The 18,947-nt window shown below is 54.2% G+C and carries 8 protein-coding genes, 2 tRNA genes, 3 rRNA genes and 2 pseudogenes; 4 read left to right on the forward strand and 11 right to left on the reverse strand.

Annotation, left to right across the window (positions count from 1 at the left end):
* Positions 1-80 precede the first annotated feature (80 nt).
* Genes xdhA through guaD form a run of 4 tightly spaced genes read left to right on the forward strand, consistent with a single transcriptional unit; the run spans position 81 to position 6,129 of the window.
* Positions 81-1,538 (forward strand): xanthine dehydrogenase small subunit, encoded by a 1,458-nt coding sequence (gene xdhA / locus OM794_RS11755; RefSeq protein ID WP_226251196.1) that lies wholly within the window; start codon positions 81-83, stop codon positions 1,536-1,538.
* The gene (gene xdhB, locus OM794_RS11760) at positions 1,522-3,945 is read left to right on the forward strand and encodes a xanthine dehydrogenase molybdopterin binding subunit (RefSeq protein ID WP_226251195.1); all 2,424 of its coding nucleotides are present in this window, start codon (positions 1,522-1,524) and stop codon (positions 3,943-3,945) included. The genes xdhA and xdhB overlap by 17 nt, the downstream gene beginning before the upstream one ends.
* Entirely contained in the window at positions 3,942-4,811 is an 870-nt protein-coding gene (gene xdhC / locus OM794_RS11765; protein WP_226251194.1) for a xanthine dehydrogenase accessory protein XdhC, read from the forward strand. The genes xdhB and xdhC overlap by 4 nt, the downstream gene beginning before the upstream one ends.
* Position 4,812: 1 nt before the next feature.
* Positions 4,813-6,129 carry a guanine deaminase gene (gene guaD / locus OM794_RS11770; protein WP_226251193.1) on the forward strand — a complete coding sequence of 439 codons (1,317 nt, stop codon included), beginning with the start codon at positions 4,813-4,815 and terminating at the stop codon, positions 6,127-6,129.
* A 220-nt stretch (positions 6,130-6,349) separates the two neighbouring features.
* Here the strand turns inward: guaD and rrf are convergent.
* From rrf to OM794_RS11825, 11 genes and pseudogenes are all read right to left on the reverse strand, one after another.
* A 5S ribosomal RNA gene (rrf, locus tag OM794_RS11775) occupies positions 6,350-6,465 on the reverse strand.
* Positions 6,466-6,614: 149 nt separating this feature from the next.
* Positions 6,615-9,503 (reverse strand): 23S ribosomal RNA (locus OM794_RS11780).
* A 226-nt stretch (positions 9,504-9,729) separates the two neighbouring features.
* A tRNA-Ala gene (locus OM794_RS11785) sits at positions 9,730-9,805 on the reverse strand.
* 103 nt (positions 9,806-9,908) lie between these two features.
* Positions 9,909-9,985: transfer RNA gene (locus tag OM794_RS11790), tRNA-Ile, on the reverse strand.
* A gap of 187 nt (positions 9,986-10,172) precedes the next feature.
* Positions 10,173-11,705, reverse strand: a 16S ribosomal RNA gene (locus tag OM794_RS11795).
* The 16S, 23S and 5S rRNA genes sit together here with 2 tRNA genes alongside, the layout of an rRNA operon.
* A 356-nt stretch (positions 11,706-12,061) precedes the next feature.
* Complete coding sequence (locus OM794_RS11800) at positions 12,062-13,054, reverse strand: adenosine deaminase (RefSeq protein ID WP_226251014.1); 993 nt, start codon at positions 13,052-13,054, stop codon at positions 12,062-12,064.
* A 42-nt stretch (positions 13,055-13,096) separates the two neighbouring features.
* Entirely contained in the window at positions 13,097-14,551 is a 1,455-nt protein-coding gene (locus OM794_RS11805) for an amino acid ABC transporter ATP-binding/permease protein (RefSeq protein ID WP_265153755.1), read from the reverse strand.
* Between the two features lie 8 nt (positions 14,552-14,559).
* On the reverse strand, positions 14,560-14,808 hold the full coding sequence (locus tag OM794_RS11810) for a hypothetical protein (protein ID WP_265153757.1): 249 nt from the start codon (positions 14,806-14,808) through the stop codon (positions 14,560-14,562).
* Positions 14,805-16,477 (reverse strand): annotated as a pseudogene (gene cydD / locus OM794_RS11815) (thiol reductant ABC exporter subunit CydD). The gene OM794_RS11810 and the pseudogene cydD overlap by 4 nt, the downstream one beginning before the upstream one ends.
* A gap of 3 nt (positions 16,478-16,480) precedes the next feature.
* Positions 16,481-17,481, reverse strand: a pseudogene (gene cydB / locus OM794_RS11820) (cytochrome d ubiquinol oxidase subunit II).
* A gap of 2 nt (positions 17,482-17,483) precedes the next feature.
* A complete protein-coding gene (locus OM794_RS11825; protein ID WP_226251018.1) occupies positions 17,484-18,899 on the reverse strand; it encodes a cytochrome ubiquinol oxidase subunit I in 1,416 nt (471 codons plus the stop codon).
* Positions 18,900-18,947: the final 48 nt, after the last annotated feature.

The following is an 18,947-nucleotide window of genomic DNA, read 5'->3' on the forward strand; positions in this document are numbered from 1 at the left end:
GGCGTTTTGTCCCAAGCTCAACGCATATTGACCGATCGGTCAGCACGATCTCGGTCTATACAATCACAATGGAGTTCGGCATGGCAACGATTGCGTTCCTGCTCAATGGTACCCCCCAGCGGTGTAACGTTTCACCCGACACCAGTATTTTAACCCTATTGCGCGAGCATTTGGCCCAAACGGGTACCAAAGAGGGCTGCGCCTCGGGCGATTGCGGCGCTTGCACCGTGGCGATTGGCGAGTTAACGGCCGACAGGCAACATTTTACCAGCGCTAACGCCTGCATTACGCCTGCTCACCAACTGCAGGGTAGGCACTTGGTTACCGTTGAAGGGTTATCAGCAAAGGGGCATTTGCACCCAGCCCAGGAAGCGATGATCGAATGCCATGGTAGCCAGTGTGGTTTTTGCACGCCGGGTATCGTTATGTCGCTGTTCACCCTGCATCACGATCTTACCCAGCGGCCCTCACCACTAACACCAGAACGACTTGAAGCCGCGCTAGGCGGAAACCTGTGCCGCTGCACCGGCTATCGCCCAATCCGCGATGCAGCGTTGGGTATGAACGCTATTGCCTACCAGCCCCCCCAATGGTTCGACGCGTCGCTGCCAGCGTCAGTAAGCGACACTCAGCCCATCGATTCAGCGGAACCAGCACCCTTTTTTGCCCAGCCAATATCCCTGGCAGCGCTAACGCAACTACGTCAAGCGGCTCCAAAGGCGCGCTTGGTAGCAGGCGGCACAGATCTCTGGCTTGAGAGCACTCAGCGCTTGGCAACCCTTGATCAGTTGATTGACGTTTCCCGGGTGGCCGAGCTATTAACAGTTGAAGAAGCCATACATGAGCATCAAAGTGGCTGGTGGATAGGCGCCGGGGTTACCTATACCCAGCTGGAGCCGCTGTTTGACCAGTACTTTCCTGCGTTTGCCCATCTGCTACACCGGCTAGGCTCCCAGCAGATTCGCAACCGGGGCACCCTGGGTGGCAACATTGCCAATGCCTCACCTATTGGCGATACGCCCCCGGTGCTACTGGCCTTGGGGGCTCAGGTGGCGCTTGCCAGCGTGAGTGGCGAGCGCTGCTTAGCGCTTGAGGAATTCTTTTTGGACTATAAAAAGACCGCGCTAGCAGTTGATGAAGTCGTTTCACGAATTTTCATTCCCCAACCGATTGAGGGCAGCCAACTACGCGTTTGGAAGCTCTCCAAGCGCCGCGAAGATGATATCTCCGCGCTACTCGGCGCCTTTAGCTACCGCGTTGAGCAGAGTGTCATGCGTGATGTACGAATCGCCTTTGGCGGCATGGCCGCTACTCCCAAACGCGCGCTAGCAGCCGAAGCAGCGCTTGAGGGCAGCACTATTAATCGCGAGGCATTTCGCGCCGCTCAACAGGCACTTGAAGATGACTTCCAACCTATGAGTGACGTGCGAGGCAGCCACCACTATCGCCAGCAAGCTGCCCAAAATCTCATTGAACGCCTCTACCTTTCTCTCTCAGCGCCCGACCAAGAGGTGATGCTCCATGCGTACGCTCACTAAACTGGACGGCGATAGCAGCCGTGCTCGCCGTGAACTGCACGACCACATTCAAGGCTCTGGCCCCTTGGCACGCCATACGGTTGACAGCACTGGACAACGCCAGGCAGGAAGTGCCAGCTTTCACGAAAGTGCCGAAAAACACGTCACCGGCAAGGCCGCTTATATTGACGACTTGACCTTACCGGCCGACGCGCTGCATGTGGCGCTAGGCCTATCGCCTGTTGCCCACGGCACCTTAACTCAGCTTGATCTCAGCAAGGTGAAAGCAGCGCCCGGGGTGGTCGATGTGATTACCTTTCATGAGGTGCCGGGGCATACCGATATCGGGCCGGTCTTTCCGGGCGACCCCATCTTTGTCGATCAGGAAATCAGCTACGCGGGTCAGTGCCTCTTTGCCGTTGCCGCAACGTCGCTACAGTTGGCTCGCCGTGCCGTCAAGTTAGCCAACGTTAGCATCGATGAGCAGCCCGCCAGTTTAGACCCGGTGGCCGCCGCTGAGCGCGAAGAGTTTGTCCGCCCGACTCATGTCCAGACCCGTGGTGATTGGCAGCAGGCGCTTGATCAAGCAGAACAGATTATTGAAGGCGAATTGTTCGTCGGTGGCCAAGAGCACTTCTACCTGGAAGGCCAGGCCTGCGTGGTTCACCCCACCGAAGATGAGGGCGTCATCGTCCACACCTCCAACCAGCACCCCAGTGAAACCCAGAAATTGGTGGCAGAGGTGCTCGATATTCCTTTTCATGCGGTAACCGTAGAAGTGCGCCGTATGGGCGGCGGCTTTGGCGGCAAAGAAACCCAAGCGTCGCCCTGGGCGTGTATTGCCGCAATAATTGCTCGCCGCACCAGCAAGACGGTACGACTCCGCTTACCACGCAGCGAAGATATGCGCGCCACAGGTAAACGCCACCCCTTCCATAATCGCTACCGGCTCGCCATTGATGCTGAGGGCGTTATTCAGGGTGGCAAGATCACGGTGATAGGTGACTGCGGTTACTCACCGGATCTCTCCGACGCCATCGTTGACCGGGCCATGTTTCATGCCGATAACGCCTATTCGCTGGGGGATGCCCAGGTAGTCGGGCATCGTGCCAAAACCCATACCGCCTCCAATACCGCATTCCGGGGTTTTGGTGGCCCTCAGGGAATGATGATTATTGAAGCAGCCATGGATGATATTGCGCGTAAGATTGGCGAGGATCCGTTGACCATTCGTAAGCGCAATTTTTACCGTGATGGCCGCGAGGTGACCCACTATGGCCAACAGGTCGATCAGCGACAGCTACTGCATACCCTGGTTGAAACCCTTGAAAACGACAGCGAATACTGGGCACGACGCAACGCGGTCAGTGCGTTCAACGCCACCAGCCCTGTTATTAAAAAAGGCCTGGCACTTACCCCGGTTAAATTTGGCATTTCATTCACCGCCCAGCACCTTAATCAGGCCGGCGCCCTGCTACATGTGTACACCGATGGCAGCGTGATGATTAATCACGGCGGCACCGAGATGGGCCAGGGGCTACACACCAAGATTTGTCAGGTAGTGGCCAGGGAGCTGGGGCTGGATTTAGATAAGGTGCGCATTACCGCTACGCGAACCGATAAAGTCCCCAACACATCCCCTACCGCGGCCTCTAGCGGCGCTGACTTAAACGGTATGGCAGCCCGGGATGCCGCTAGCAAACTGCGTGAACGCCTATTCGATTTTGCCGCCGAGCACTATTCAGAGGGCTTGGATCGGGAGGGCATGCGTTTGGAAGACGGCATGTTAGTGGCCGGGTTCGGCGAAAGCGAACGTAGCATCCCCTGGGGAGAGTTGGTGCAAACGGCCTATCTCAATCGCATATCACTGTCTGAAAAGGGCTTTTATGCCACACCGCTGATTCACTACGATCGCTCAGTGGGTCAGGGCCGGCCCTTCTACTACTATGCCTTTGGCGCTGCGGTGGCGGAAGTGAGTGTGGATACCCTGAGCGGAGAGTATCAGGTGGATCGCGTCGACATTCTGCATGATGTAGGCGACTCACTAAACCCTGCCATTGATATTGGCCAGGTGGAGGGTGGCTTTATCCAGGGAATGGGCTGGCTAACCAGCGAAGAGCTTAAGTGGAACGATAAAGGCGTGCTGGTTAGCGATGGCCCGGCAACTTATAAAATCCCCACCTTTGGGGATCTACCGGCTATCTTCAATGTCACGCTAATGGAGGGGCATCCCAACTCCATGGCCAGCCTCTACCGCTCAAAAGCAGTGGGCGAGCCTCCTTTTATGCTGGGTATTAGTGTCTGGTCGGCGCTCCGTGACGCCCTCTCGAGCCTTACCGATTACTCCCTATCACCCGACTTGGACACGCCGGCAACGCCTGAGCGAGTGATGCTGGCGGCCAATGCCATCAGGAAGAGAGCGCTGTGAGTAAACATCAAGCACCGGAAACCTGGCATGCGGCACTGCATCGCTTACAGCGCGACGGCATCCCCCATGTATTAGCCACCCAGGTGACCAGCGCAGGCTCAACACCCCGCGAGCCCGGTGCGCGTATGGTGATCACTAATGATGCTATCTTCGATACGCTGGGAGGCGGCACCTTTGAGTGGCAAACCATTTCCGCCGCGCGTGCCTGTTTGGCTGAGCAACGCTACGGACTCAGCTTAGAAGCTTTCTCTCTGGGTGGACGAAGTGGCCAGTGTTGTGGCGGCTTCGTCAACATCTTCCTGGAAGCCTTTCCCGGCGCGACGAACCACATCGCCATCTTTGGCGCAGGCCATGTCGGGCAAGAGATCGTTAAGTTAGGCGCCCCGCTGCCCTGGCAGTTGCACTGGTTCGATAGCCGTAGTGATGTGTTTGCCGGGCATCACCAACCGCGACTTCACTGTTATTCGCTTGGTGATACAGGGAAATGCGTCGCCGACTTGCCTGCAGATATACATGCGCTGGTATTGACGCATAATCATGACGAAGACTACATGCTGATCAAAGCGCTAATTGAGCGCGATGACGTAGCATCCATTGGGCTGATTGGTTCAGACAGCAAATGGGTAAGCTTTAAAGGGCGGCTGAAACGCGACGGTTACTCTGACGCACAAATAGCGCGTGTGCGAAGCCCCATTGGTCGCATCCACGCAACGAAGCTGACTAATAAAACGCCCTATGCGATTGCGCTAACGGTGGTGGCTGAGCTGCTTTGGCTAACAGACATACCCACTTGTCAAGAAAACCGCGGGCTGGATTCCCAGTCACTGCAAACGCTATTGACCGATCCTCCGACGACCACGAGTTAATATGACTTCTTCTCTCAATACGTTTATTCGTGCCGAATTGATCAGCTTTGCCCGCGACCCAGGGGATGGCGATATGCCCGAACCGGGCAGCTTAGAGCACTACGGCGATGGCTTGCTGTGGCTGAAGGGCCAGCAAATTCATGCCGTTGGCCATTTCGCAGAACTTTCACCTTCGTTACCCAAAGGTGCGGAAGTGATTGATTACCGTGACAAACTGATTATGCCAGGGTTTATTGATACCCACGTGCACTATGTGCAGTTGGATATCATGGCCTCTTATGGGCGTCAGCTACTTGACTGGTTAAACGACTACACTTTTCCCGAAGAGTGTCGTTTTGCCAATCACGCCCATGCGGAAGCGCTCTCTAACGCCTTTTTGGATGAGATGCTACGTGCGGGCACTACGACTGCCCAGGTATTTGGCTCTAGCCACCCTGGCTCCGTAGACGCCTTTTTCACTGCCTGCCAAAAGCGCCAATTACGTATGTTGGTGGGTAAGGTGTTAATGGATCGTAACGCTCCAGACGCGCTGTTGGACGGTGCTTCAGGTATTGCCGATAGCGAGCGCCTGATTGAGGATTGGCACGGCAATGGTCGACTGGGCTACAGCGTCACCCCGCGCTTTGCACCGACATCAACAAAAACGCAAATGGACGCTGCTGGCGCCCTACTGCGCAATGATCCAACCCTTTGGTTGCAAACTCACTTGGCGGAAAATAGCGGCGAACTGGACTGGGTAGCCGAACTATTCCCAGGTAGTCGCGATTACTTGGCCGTTTATGAAGAAGCAGGTCTCGTTGGCCCCCGCAGTACCTTTGCCCACGGTATTCATCTCGACAACGGCATGCGCAAGCGTTTGGCGGATCGAGGCGCCAATATCGCTTTTTGCCCCAGCTCCAATCTTTTCCTTGGCAGCGGTTTATTTGACCGTGAAGCCGCCAAACAGATGGGGATGGCCTTTACCTTTGCCAGCGATATCGGTGCAGGCACCGATTTATCAGGCTTTGGCACGCTCAAAGCAGCCTATCAAGTGGGCCAATTAGGCGGTCAGCCTCTTACTGCCTGGCAAGGCTTTTATGGTTTAACCCTGGGTAATGCAAAAGCTCTCTCATTGGATAGCCATATCGGCCAACTGGCTCCTACCCTTGAGGCTGACTTTGTGGTGATTGACACCCAGGCAACCTCGCTGCTGTCTCGACGTATCAGCCATTGCACGACACTTGGTGAGCGGCTGTTTGCGCTAATGATGCTGGCGGATGACCGCGCGATTTATGAAACTTGGGCAGGTGGGCAGTGCCAGCACCGTAGGGATGTATAAAAAGTGAGGTGTGAGGCGTGAGGCGTGAGGCGTGAGGCGTGAGGCGTGAGGCGTGAGGCGTGAGGCGGAACAGGATATTCGGGAGATAGCCATTCACCAACGTTTCCTACTCACAATTCACGACTTACCCTTTACTGCCCACCATTTCCCCTCACAACCTCCCCCACGCGCAAAAAAAATCCCCCAAGGCGCAAGCCCCGGGGGATTTTTCATAATAAGTGCCTGACGATGACCTACTCTCGCATGGGGAGACCCCACACTACCATCGGCGCTAAGCGGTTTCACTTCTGAGTTCGGCAAGGGATCAGGTGGTTCACGCATGCTATGGTCGTCAGGCGTAACTGGCTATGTACATCATGCTGACTATGGCTAAATTGTGATCGTCTCATTGCCTGCCGCCCTGGCGTTATGTCGCTGGGGCCACACGCTGCGTATCCGGCTTTTTCATTGACGTCATCATCACGACCAGACCCCTTGGGTGTTATAGGGTCAAGCCTCACGGGCCATTAGTACACGTTAGCTCAACGCCTTGCAGCGCTTCCACACCGTGCCTATCAACCAGCTGGTCTCGCTGGGCCCTTCAGGAGGATCAAACCTCAGGGATGTCTCATCTTGAAGGGGGCTTCCCGCTTAGATGCTTTCAGCGGTTATCCCGTCCGACCATAGCTACCCGGCAATGCCACTGGCGTGACAACCGGAACACCAGAGGGTCGTCCACTCCGGTCCTCTCGTACTAGGAGCAGCCCTTCTCAAACATCCAACGCCCACGGCAGATAGGGACCGAACTGTCTCACGACGTTCTAAACCCAGCTCGCGTACCACTTTAAATGGCGAACAGCCATACCCTTGGGACCGACTTCAGCCCCAGGATGTGATGAGCCGACATCGAGGTGCCAAACACCGCCGTCGATGTGAACTCTTGGGCGGTATCAGCCTGTTATCCCCGGAGTACCTTTTATCCGTTGAGCGATGGCCCTTCCATACAGAACCACCGGATCACTAGAACCTGCTTTCGCACCTGCTCGACGTGTCTGTCTCGCAGTCAAGCACCCTTATGCTCTTGCACTCATTGCACGATGTCCGACCGTGCTGAGGGTACCTTCGTGCTCCTCCGTTACTCTTTAGGAGGAGACCGCCCCAGTCAAACTACCCACCACACACTGTCCTCGATCCGGATAACGGACCTGAGTGAGAACGCCAATGATGCCAGGCTGGTATTTCAAGGTTGGCTCCGCCCGAACTGGCGTCCGGGTTTCTAAGCCTCCCAGCTATCCTACACAGGCAACATCAGCGTCCAGTGTGAAGCTATAGTAAAGGTTCACGGGGTCTTTCCGTCTAGCCGCGGGTACACCGCATCTTCACGGCGATTTCAATTTCACTGAGTCTCGGGTGGAGACAGCGTGGCCATCATTACGCCATTCGTGCAGGTCGGAACTTACCCGACAAGGAATTTCGCTACCTTAGGACCGTTATAGTTACGGCCGCCGTTTACCGGGGCTTCAATCAAGAGCTTCGCCTTGCGGCTAACACCATCATTTAACCTTCCGGCACCGGGCAGGCGTCACACCCTATACGTCCGCTTGCGCGTTAGCAGAGTGCTGTGTTTTTAATAAACAGTTGCAGCCACCTGGTATCTTCGACCGGTTCGGGCTAGGAGAGCAAGTCTCTTCACCCTACGCCGGCGTGCCTTCTCCCGAAGTTACGGCACCATTTTGCCTAGTTCCTTCACCCGAGTTCTCTCAAGCGCCTTGGGATTCTCACCCTGACCACCTGTGTCGGTTTGGGGTACGGTCGCACATGATCTGAAGCTTAGAGGCTTTTCCTGGAAGCGTGGCATCAGTGACTTCCTGACCGTGGTCAGTTCGTCTCGTGTCTCGGCCTTAAAAGAGTCCGGATTTACCTAAACTCTCAGCCTACTCACTTTCACCAGGACAACCAACGCCTGGCTCACCTAGCCTTCTTCGTCCCCCCATCGCAACCATGTCCGGTACGGGAATATTGACCCGTTTCCCATCGACTACGCCTTTCGGCCTCGCCTTAGGGGCCGACTCACTCTGCTCCGATTAGCGTCGAACAGAAACCCTTGGTCTTCCGGCGAGGGAGTTTTTCACTCCCTTTATCGTTACTCATGTCAGCATTCGCACTCGTGATACCTCCAGCAGACTTCTCAATCCACCTTCATCGGCTTACACGACGCTCCTCTACCGCTCATCCGAAGATGAACCCGTAGCTTCGGTACCTGGTTTAGCCCCGTTACATCTTCCGCGCAGGCCGACTCGACTAGTGAGCTATTACGCTTTCTTTAAAGGATGGCTGCTTCTAAGCCAACCTCCTAGCTGTCTGAGCCTTCCCACATCGTTTCCCACTTAACCAGGATTTCGGGACCTTAGCTGACGGTCTGGGTTGTTTCCCTTTTCACGACGGACGTTAGCACCCGCCGTGTGTCTCCCACGCGTTACTCACCGGTATTCGGAGTTTGCCTCGGGTTGGTAAGTCGGGATGACCCCCTAGCCGAAACAGTGCTCTACCCCCGGCGGTACTACGTGAGGCGCTACCTAAATAGCTTTCGAGGAGAACCAGCTATCTCCGAGCTTGATTAGCCTTTCACTCCGATCCACAAGTCATCCAAATCTTTTTCAACAGATCCTGGTTCGGGCCTCCAGTTGATGTTACTCAACCTTCACCCTGCTCATGGATAGATCGCTCGGTTTCGGGTCTATATCCAGCGACTGTGTCGCCCAGTTAAGACTCGGTTTCCCTACGGCTCCCCTATACGGTTAACCTCGCCACTGAATATAAGTCGCTGACCCATTATACAAAAGGTACGCCGTCACCCAACAAGTGGGCTCCGACTGCTTGTACGCACACGGTTTCAGGATCTATTTCACTCCCCTCTCCGGGGTTCTTTTCGCCTTTCCCTCACGGTACTGGTTCACTATCGGTCAGCCAGGAGTATTTAGCCTTGGAGGATGGTCCCCCCGTCTTCAGTCAAGGTTTCTCGTGCCCCGACCTACTCGATTTCACATGATCAGATTTTCGACTACGGGGCTATCACCCGCTACGGCCACGCTTCCCAGCGTGTTCGCCTAATCAGTCTCATGCTTAAGGGCTGGTCCCCGTTCGCTCGCCGCTACTGGGGGAATCTCGGTTGATTTCTTTTCCTCAGGGTACTTAGATGTTTCAGTTCCCCTGGTTCGCCTCGTACCCCTATGTATTCAGGGCACGATACTCATCTTATGATGAGTGGGTTTCCCCATTCAGAGATGTCCGGGTCACAGGTTGTTGCCACCTCACCGAACCTTATCGCAGGCTACCACGTCTTTCATCGCCTCTGGCTGCCTAGGCATCCACCGTGTGCGCTTCATTGCTTGACCCTATAACCCGAAGGAGTCTGGATGTCGCAATGATCACGTTTCATTTTGCCGGATACGCTTGAGACGTATCACAATTTAAGAAGCACTTCCTAAGAAGTGTTCTTGTCAGCATGATATACATTGTTAAAGAGCAGCTGTTCAATGAACAGTGATAAGACGACGCTTAGCGTACGACTTATCAATGGTCACGAAACATCAACAAACGGCATGTCAAATAAGAACTTAATGGTGGAGCCAAGCGGGATCGAACCGCTGACCTCCTGCGTGCAAGGCAGGCGCTCTCCCAGCTGAGCTATGGCCCCATTGATACGCTATTTTTCCGGGAAATTTGTGTGAGACTAGGCGCTTCAGTGCGACGCATAGCCTGCTATGCGAGTAGTGAAGCAACGACGTATCACGCAAATTTGGTGGGTCTGGGCAGACTTGAACTGCCGACCTCACCCTTATCAGGGGTGCGCTCTAACCAACTGAGCTACAGACCCGGTTAATTCAGCCATCCCCAAGAATCTCAGGCTCACCAGCTGACCTCACCCTGCTTTCCATTTAAGGTCAGGGGGTGCGCTCTAACCAACTGAGCTACAGACCCAAGAGGGAATCGTGCTTAAACCGTTTGCTCTATATCTGATCAGGTAATTCATTGTGGACGCTTACTAACTGTGACGCATCGTTTAAGGAGGTGATCCAGCCGCAGGTTCCCCTACGGCTACCTTGTTACGACTTCACCCCAGTCATGAACCACACCGTGGTGATCGCCCTCTTGCGTTAGGCTAACCACTTCTGGTGCAGTCCACTCCCATGGTGTGACGGGCGGTGTGTACAAGGCCCGGGAACGTATTCACCGTGACATTCTGATTCACGATTACTAGCGATTCCGACTTCACGGAGTCGAGTTGCAGACTCCGATCCGGACTGAGACCGGCTTTAAGGGATTCGCTGACTCTCGCGAGCTCGCCGCCCTTTGTACCGGCCATTGTAGCACGTGTGTAGCCCTACCCGTAAGGGCCATGATGACTTGACGTCGTCCCCACCTTCCTCCGGTTTGTCACCGGCAGTCTCCTTAGAGTTCCCACCATTACGTGCTGGCAAATAAGGACAAGGGTTGCGCTCGTTACGGGACTTAACCCAACATTTCACAACACGAGCTGACGACAGCCATGCAGCACCTGTCTTACAGTTCCCGAAGGCACACCAGAATCTCTTCCGGCTTCTGTAGATGTCAAGGGTAGGTAAGGTTCTTCGCGTTGCATCGAATTAAACCACATGCTCCACCGCTTGTGCGGGCCCCCGTCAATTCATTTGAGTTTTAACCTTGCGGCCGTACTCCCCAGGCGGTCGACTTATCGCGTTAACTTCGCCACAAAGTGCTCTAGGCACCCAACGGCTGGTCGACATCGTTTACGGCGTGGACTACCAGGGTATCTAATCCTGTTTGCTACCCACGCTTTCGCACCTCAGTGTCAGTGTCAGTCCAGAAGGCCGCCTTCGCCACTGGTATTCCTCCCGATCTCTACGCATTTCACCGCTACACCGGGAATTCTACCTTCCTCTCCTGCACTCTAGCCTGACAGTTCCGGATGCCGTTCCCAGGTTGAGCCCGGGGCTTTCACAACCGGCTTATCAAGCCACCTACGCGCGCTTTACGCCCAGTAATTCCGATTAACGCTTGCACCCTCCGTATTACCGCGGCTGCTGGCACGGAGTTAGCCGGTGCTTCTTCTGCGAGTGATGTCTTTCCTAATGGGTATTAACCACTAGGCGTTCTTCCTCGCTGAAAGTGCTTTACAACCCGAGGGCCTTCTTCACACACGCGGCATGGCTGGATCAGGGTTCCCCCCATTGTCCAATATTCCCCACTGCTGCCTCCCGTAGGAGTTCGGGCCGTGTCTCAGTCCCGATGTGGCTGATCATCCTCTCAGACCAGCTACGGATCGTTGCCTTGGTAAGCCATTACCTTACCAACTAGCTAATCCGACATAGGCTCATCCAATAGCGGGAGCCGAAGCCCCCTTTCTCCCGTAGGACGTATGCGGTATTAGCCTGGGTTTCCCCAGGTTATCCCCCACTACCGGGCAGATTCCTATGCATTACTCACCCGTCCGCCGCTCGTCAGCGGGTAGCAAGCTACCCCTGTTACCGCTCGACTTGCATGTGTTAGGCCTGCCGCCAGCGTTCAATCTGAGCCATGATCAAACTCTTCAGTTTAAGATCTATGCGGCTCTTACCTGCCACCCGTAAGTGACAGAAGCGAACCAAACTTGGCTCAAGGTTCAAACGAATTCATTCAAAACAGATCCTAAAGGACGAATCCTTTAAAACCTTATTGCTTGAGTCGCTTGCCTTGATATTTGGTGATTTGTCACCAACATCAGCAAGCGCCCACATGAATTACCTGATCAAATTGTTAAAGAGCTGGTCGCTGAGGCAGTGCCCCGTTGACGTGTGGCGTATACTACCCGATTTACCGCCAGGGTCAACAGCGTTTTGAACATTTATGAGTAAAAACCTAGCACTGCATTCATAGCCGTCACATCTACCAAAATAAACTAGGGGTAAATCTTTTACACTGCAGCCAAACGAGCCATCAGTTCTTCACGACGCTGCGGGACAACAAATGCTTCTTCAATAGCATTACGCGTTAACTGACGAAATACCGCTTCGTCCCAACCAAACGCATCGGCGCACGCAATATGATTGGTTAACATGCCGCCGCCGAAGTAGGCGGGATCATCTGAGCTAATAGTGACTTTAAGCCCCTCAGCCAATAGCCGTGGCAGTGGATGATCACGAAGATCCCCTACCACTTTCAAGCTGACATTAGAGAGCGGGCATACGGTGAGTACAATCTTTTCGTTGCGCAAACGCTCAACTACCTCGTCACTTTCTAAACAGCGCACCCCATGATCAATGCGCTGAACATCAAGTACATTTAAGGCCTCTTTAATATACTCAGCAGGCCCCTCCTCCCCTGCATGGGCTACGCGCACTAGCCCAAGCTGCTTAGCGCGATCAAATACCTCAACAAATTTTACCGGAGGGTTATTTTGTTCAGCGCTATCTAAACCAATGGCATCCAGCATTTTCCAATAGGGAGCGGCCTGTTCCAGCACATGCAACGCCTCGTCTGCGGGGCGATCACGCAGAAAAGCCATAATCATACCAACAGAAAGATCGAGGGTTTCTTCAGCTTCCCGTTTGGCTTTTAATAATCCATCCATAACCACTTCTAAAGGTACGCCACGCTGTAGATGCGCCTGGGGGTCGAAGTGCATGTCGATATGAACAACCCCCTCCCCTCGCGCACGCTTGAAATAGTCCATTGCCAGATCGTAAAAATCGTCCTCATTACGCAGAACACTCATGCCTTGAAAATAGAGATTCAGGAACCCCTGTAGGTCGCTGAAGTGGTAAGCATCTTTCGCGTCTTGCACCGTGGCATAGGGCAGCTCAATCCCGTTACGCTGCGCCAAAGCAAACATTAATTCTGGTTCAAGCGAGCCTTCGATATGCAAATGGAGCTCTACTTTAGGAAGAGTGCGTAAAAATTCATGCATGACGGGCTCCTCGCTGTCTTATCTATAAATCGATGCAACTTATTATCGATAGTTAAGGGGGAATTGGCTAAGTTTACCGGCATCCAGGTGCCAGTGGTACTCCACCCCAGGCAGTAGATTGAGCGAACTCACCTGATGAACCAAGAAGATCGCCGTTCGATTCACCAACCATTTATCCAGGGAAGCGGCGATATGTTTTGCCGTCGTTTCATCAACCCCTGCAAACGGCTCGTCAAGAATCACCACCTTGGGGTTACATAGCATTAGGCGTGCTAATGCCAAGCGTCGACCTTGGCCACCGGAAAGCTGCTGCCCTTTCTCGCCCACCGCCGTCGCCAACCCTTTTGGCAGCTGCTCAACCCAGCTATCCAGGGTAACAGCCCTCAATGCCTTCCAGAGTTTGTCATCACTCGCAGTGGGATCAGCAATACGCAGGTTCTCAGCAATTGAAGCATCAAATAGGTCTACCTGCTGAGTGAGCATGGCAAAGTGATTGGCACGGTCTTCGGCCGTGAGCTGCCAAGCTGGCACGCCGCCGACTAGCACCTCCCCCCCAGTCGCTTTTAAGCGCCCCATCAGCACACTGGCTAAAGACGATTTTCCCGCACCGGAGTTACCGGTAATCACTGCACGCTTTCCAGCGGGCATTTGAAGATCAATCTCATTTAACGCGGGCTCTAGCGTTTGCGCATAGCGTAAAGAGAGTTGGTTAGCTTGAATGTTCAAACCAGTACCTTCAGGGAATGTAACAACAGGCAAAGCAGGCGAGGAAACACCGGTTAGCTCATTTAAGCGCCGCACCGCTGCATAGCTTGCGCCCAGTTTGATAAAGCTTGCCGGTAGCAATATAAACGCCTCGTTCACCCCCAGTGCAATCAATACTGCCATCACCAAGATAGGCCCCGACACCGATTGCTGGGTAAGCATCAGGCTCGCTAACCACAACACCGCCACGACCATTACCCCGCTGACGACACTCACTAGGCAGTTTATTAATGCCGCCTTGCGCCCTAAGCGACGCTGATTACTGAATGCCTGCTGCTCCTGCGTGGCGATGATCGTCCGGTGCCACTGGGTCGTTTGATAGCTCATCAACTCGGCCGAGGCCTGGACTTGATCGACCACCAGGCGACGCAGCAACTGCTGGTCAACCACCTGCTGGTAGCTATTCGAAAACCCCCAGGCCGCAACCAACAGGGTCGCTACCAGCCACAGCAAGCCCAGCGTCATCGCCATCAGCACGGCAACGCCGGGCAACCAGATAGCTACAAAAAGGACAACAGCCACCACGCCAAACAGCGCCACTAGCGGCGGCACCAATAGGCGCAGATAAAAATTATCCAGGGTATCGATATCCGCCGTTAAACGGCTCAGCCAGTCGCTGGCACGCTCACCACGCAAGCGAGCGTCATCAAAGCGCGTCAAATAACCAAACACCCGATAACGCAGATCCGCAAGCAGCGTTAACACCGTATTATGGTTATACAGCCGCTCCATGTAGCGCGCTATAGTCCGCGCCAAGGCAAAAAACGAATGCCGCCACCGGGGACATAAACATCTAACCGTGCGGGCAACCCCATGGCAAGGGCGATACCGGCCAGGGCACTAGCAGTGATAAACCAACCCGATAGACCCAAAAGCGCCAGCCCAGCCATCAGGGTGACAAACACCAACAGAGTGCCCAACAAGAAACGTCGGCGACGCCGCAGTAGAAGCAGCAGCCAGGGGCAGAAGTCGCGGTAAATAGCCCTCATTCGGAGACCTCCACCAACTCACCCTGCTCAAACGCCAAATGGCGTTGGGCCGTGTCAATAACTGCCGGGTGATGGGTCGCTATCACCAGGGTGCGGCCCTCTTGGGCAAGCTCTAGCAAAGCGGCCATCACCAACTGCTCAGTCTCGTGGTCTAAACTCGCCGTCGGTTCGTCTAGCAGCACCAGTGATGCATTGCTGAGATAGACTCGTGCAAGGGCTAGGCGCTGCGCCTGACCACCTGACAATCCTACCCCGCGCTCGCCTATTAACGTATCCAACCCATCGGGCAGTTGCGTTAACAGGGGCCCAAAACCCGCTCGCTCTAGTGCGGTGAGCATTTCTTCACGGGAAGCTTCAGGGGACGCTAAGCGTAAATTATCGATCAAACTGCCATGCAAGAGAGAGGGCTGCTGATCCAGCCAGGCAAAGTGGCTATCTTCCTGCCGCCTATACTCCCCAGCACTGGGGGCGATAAAGCCCGCCAGCAGCGCCAGCAACGTCGACTTGCCGCTGCCGGAAGCACCGCTGAGCACGACGACTTCGCCGCGCTGAATAGTGAGATTGATTGGGCCTATCACTTGCCCACGGCCAGGGTAAGTAACACAAACCGCCGTTAACTCTATGGCTGATCTATGCGACAGCGGCATCAGAGAACGCTGCTTGCTCACCAAGGTTGCCTGGTTGAGTATATTCACCACGCTTTCGGCAGCGCCCAAAGCCGCAGCGCGATCATGGTAGTGCTGAGAAAGGGTGCGCAGAGGCTGAAAAATTCGGGTGCAAGCAGCAGCACCGCCAAGCCCGAAAAAAGCGTCAGTGCAGGAGACGGCCCATACTCGATGTAGCCCAGCAGGCCGAAACCGACGTACATGGCCACAACCGCAATCGCGACCGAGGAAAAAAACTCCAGCACCGCCGATGAGAGGAAGGCCAGGCGAAGAGTACGCATGCTAAGGCGCCGATAACCGTCAGTGGCATACCAAACCTCCTGCTGCGCTTCTGCCGTGCGGCCAAAAAGCTGAAGTGTGGTCATGCCCCGCACACGGTCAATAAAATGCGCCGACAATCGCGATACGGCCACAAACTGATCACGATTAAGGCGCTCCGCCCCCATACCAACCAGCGCCATAAACAGCGGAATTAGCGGCGCAGAAAGCAACAGAAACAGAGCCACCAAATAATCGAGCCACCCCGCCACCGCCAGTATCAATAGCGGCAAGCAGAGCGTAATTCGTAGCTGAGGGTAAAAACGCGCGAAATAGCCTTCCAGCGCATCAATGTGCTCGACCACTTGGTTAGCTAGGGAACCGCTGTGTTGGCTGGTTAACCAAACCGGGCCTAGAGCGGAAAGTTTATCCAACAGCTGAGCTCTGGCACGCTGTCGAATTCGCAGGCTCGCTTCCAGGCTTAGTGTTTCATGCCCCCACTGAAAAGCAGCGCGTAACAGCACACTGCCCACTAGGAGGGAAAATATCGGCAATAGAGAAAAGGGTGGTCGATGATGCACCACTAGCTGATCAATAAGCCACGCAAGACCAACCACCACGACAATCGTTTGACTACCTGCCACCACGCCACAAAGCGCTGAACCAAGCAGGCGCTTACGCTCTCCCTTAGCCAACGCTTGCAACCAACTTCGCGGCGTAAGAGAAAGCGTGTCTTCAGTTACCATGGATCAGTGGTATCCCTCACCTACACGCACCTTACCGCGGAACACCCAATAGGTCCAGGCGGTATATGCAAGGATGATGGGAATAACGAAGAGCATGCCAATCAATAAAAACAGCTGGATTCAGGGGCTGAGGCTGCATCCCACAACGTGTAGTTTGGGGGTACGATGATCGGCCACTTACTGACTATCAAACCTAAATAGGTAAACAGATAAATACCAATGGTAGCGATAAAAGGAATGCCTTCATCACGACGCTTCACAGAGCGATAAACCATAAACGCAGATAGCAATGCCAATGCAGGAAATACCCAGATCAACTGCAAATTGCCAAACCAACGCTCCCACACCATCGGGTTAACGAACGGCGTCCAAATACTAATAATCGCAAATACCGCTAGCACAAGCGCCAATAGCAAAGGAGTGATTTTATAGGCCCAGTCTTGGATATGCCCTTCTGATTTTAGTATCAGCCAAGTAGCGCCAAGTAACGCGTAACCTGCCATTAAGCCAAGGCCGGTTAATACAGAAAAAGGCGTCAGCCAATCAAATGCCCCACCCACATAGGCGAAATCTTCCACCGGAAAACCTTGAATATAAGCACCTACCACAGCGCCTTGGGCAAAAGCGGCGATCACCGACCCCCAGCAAAAAGCACGATTCCACCAGTGCCGATTACGCCGCGATTTAAAGCGAAGCTCGAAAGCAACCCCCCGGAAGATCAACCCAGCCAACATCAGGAAAACGCCAATATACAAAGCTGGTAAAAACACTGAATAAACCAGAGGGAAAGCACCTAACAAACCTGCACCGCTTAGCACTAGCCACGTTTCATTACCGTCCCATATCGGGGCCACCGTGTTCATCATTACATCTCGAGAATCTTCATCAGGAGCAAAGGGGTAAAGAATACCCAGCCCCAAATCAAATCCATCCATAAGCACGTACATCATAATGCCGAAGCCGATGATAAAGGCCCAGATCAACGTTAAATCAAACATTTCCATGTTCAGCTCCTCGCCGGTTCAACGTCATCATCATAAGGGGTATGAGCAGCCGACATAGGCCGCATCGGACGCTTGAAGTGATCATGAGTCCCAGCGTCCTGCTCCTCAGGCAACATACCGTTACGCACGACCCGGGTGAGATAATACACACCCGTATAAAACACCACGCCGTAGACCAAGACGTAACCAATCAAAGTGAATAACGCCATAGGGCCCGTCAGCGAAGGCGTTAACCCCTCGGCATGGGTCATCATGCCGTACACCAACCAAGGCGAACGGCCTGACTCAGTGACGATCCAACCCGCCAAGACAGCAATAAACGGCATGGGGATCATCGCCGTCAGGCCTTTTAAGAATAGCCGCTTGTCGTAGATGCGCCCTTTGCGACGCAAGATTAGCCCCGTCAACGCCACCGCAATCATCAGCAGTCCAATGCCCACCATGACACGGAAGCCCCAGAAAACGATCAGCACCGGCGGCTGCTCTTCAGGCGCCGCCTCGCTTATCCCCGGCACTTCCCCGTCAATAGAGTGGGTCAAGATGATACTGGCCAGGTTCGGAATACCCAGCTCAAAGTGATTGGTTTGAGCCTCTTGATCAGGAATCGCAAACAGCAGCAGCGGTACATTGCCCGAGGTTTCCCAATGCCCTTCCATCGCCGCCACTTTAGTCGGCTGGTGCTCTAACGTATTAATGCCATGGAAGTCGCCGATAACTGCCTGGGTGGGCGCTAAAAAAAGCAGTAGCCAAAGGCACATAGAGAGCGCGCGACGATTCGCTTCCGGATCCCGATCGCGCAACAGAAACCAGGCACTCACCCCTGCCACAACAAAACCACCGGTTAGAAACGAGGCAACGGCCATATGCATAAAGCGGTAGGGAAACGAGGGGTTAAAGATCGCCTCGCTCCAGGAGGTCACGTGGAAACGGAAGTCGACCAACTCAACACCTGCCGGGGTATGCAACCAGCTGTTAGCGGACAGAATCCAGAAGGAGGAGATAAAGGTGCCCACTGCCACCATAATGGCAGCAAATAAGTGAACCCCTTGAGGCACCTTACCGCGACCAAACAGCAGCACGCCCAAAAAGGCTGCCTCTAAAAAGAACGCCGTGACGACTTCATAGCTGAGCATGGGGCCAAGGAAGTTCGATGAAGCCTGGGAAAAGTTACTCCAGTTAGTACCAAACTGGAATGACATAACAATGCCTGATACCACCCCCATGCCAAAGACAACGGCAAATACCTTTGTCCAGAATAGCGAAAGGCGGTCCCACGCAGGGTTCTTCGTCTTGAAGAAAAGGCCATGAAGCAGCGCTATGTAGGATGCAAGGCCAATCGTAAACACGGGGAAGATGGCGTGAAACGACACGACAAATGCAAATTGCAATCGTGACAACACCAGCGGATCAAGTTCCATTTCACTCTCCTAAGACCTGAATCGGTATCCCATGGATGGGTTAACACA

This window comes from Halomonas sp. BDJS001 (genome assembly GCF_026104355.1).
GTDB lineage: Bacteria > Pseudomonadota > Gammaproteobacteria > Pseudomonadales > Halomonadaceae > Vreelandella.

Coding starts and splice junctions, on each gene's coding strand:
- guaD (WP_226251193.1), top strand. CDS start 4,813: ATGACTTCTTCTCTCAATACGTTTATTCGTGCCGAATTGATCAGCTTT.
- OM794_RS11825 (WP_226251018.1), bottom strand. CDS start 18,899: ATGGAACTTGATCCGCTGGTGTTGTCACGATTGCAATTTGCATTTGTC.
- xdhA (WP_226251196.1), top strand. CDS start 81: ATGGCAACGATTGCGTTCCTGCTCAATGGTACCCCCCAGCGGTGTAAC.
- OM794_RS11800 (WP_226251014.1), bottom strand. CDS start 13,054: ATGCATGAATTTTTACGCACTCTTCCTAAAGTAGAGCTCCATTTGCAT.
- OM794_RS11805 (WP_265153755.1), bottom strand. CDS start 14,551: ATGGAGCGGCTGTATAACCATAATACGGTGTTAACGCTGCTTGCGGAT.
- OM794_RS11810 (WP_265153757.1), bottom strand. CDS start 14,808: ATGAGGGCTATTTACCGCGACTTCTGCCCCTGGCTGCTGCTTCTACTG.
- xdhB (WP_226251195.1), top strand. CDS start 1,522: ATGCGTACGCTCACTAAACTGGACGGCGATAGCAGCCGTGCTCGCCGT.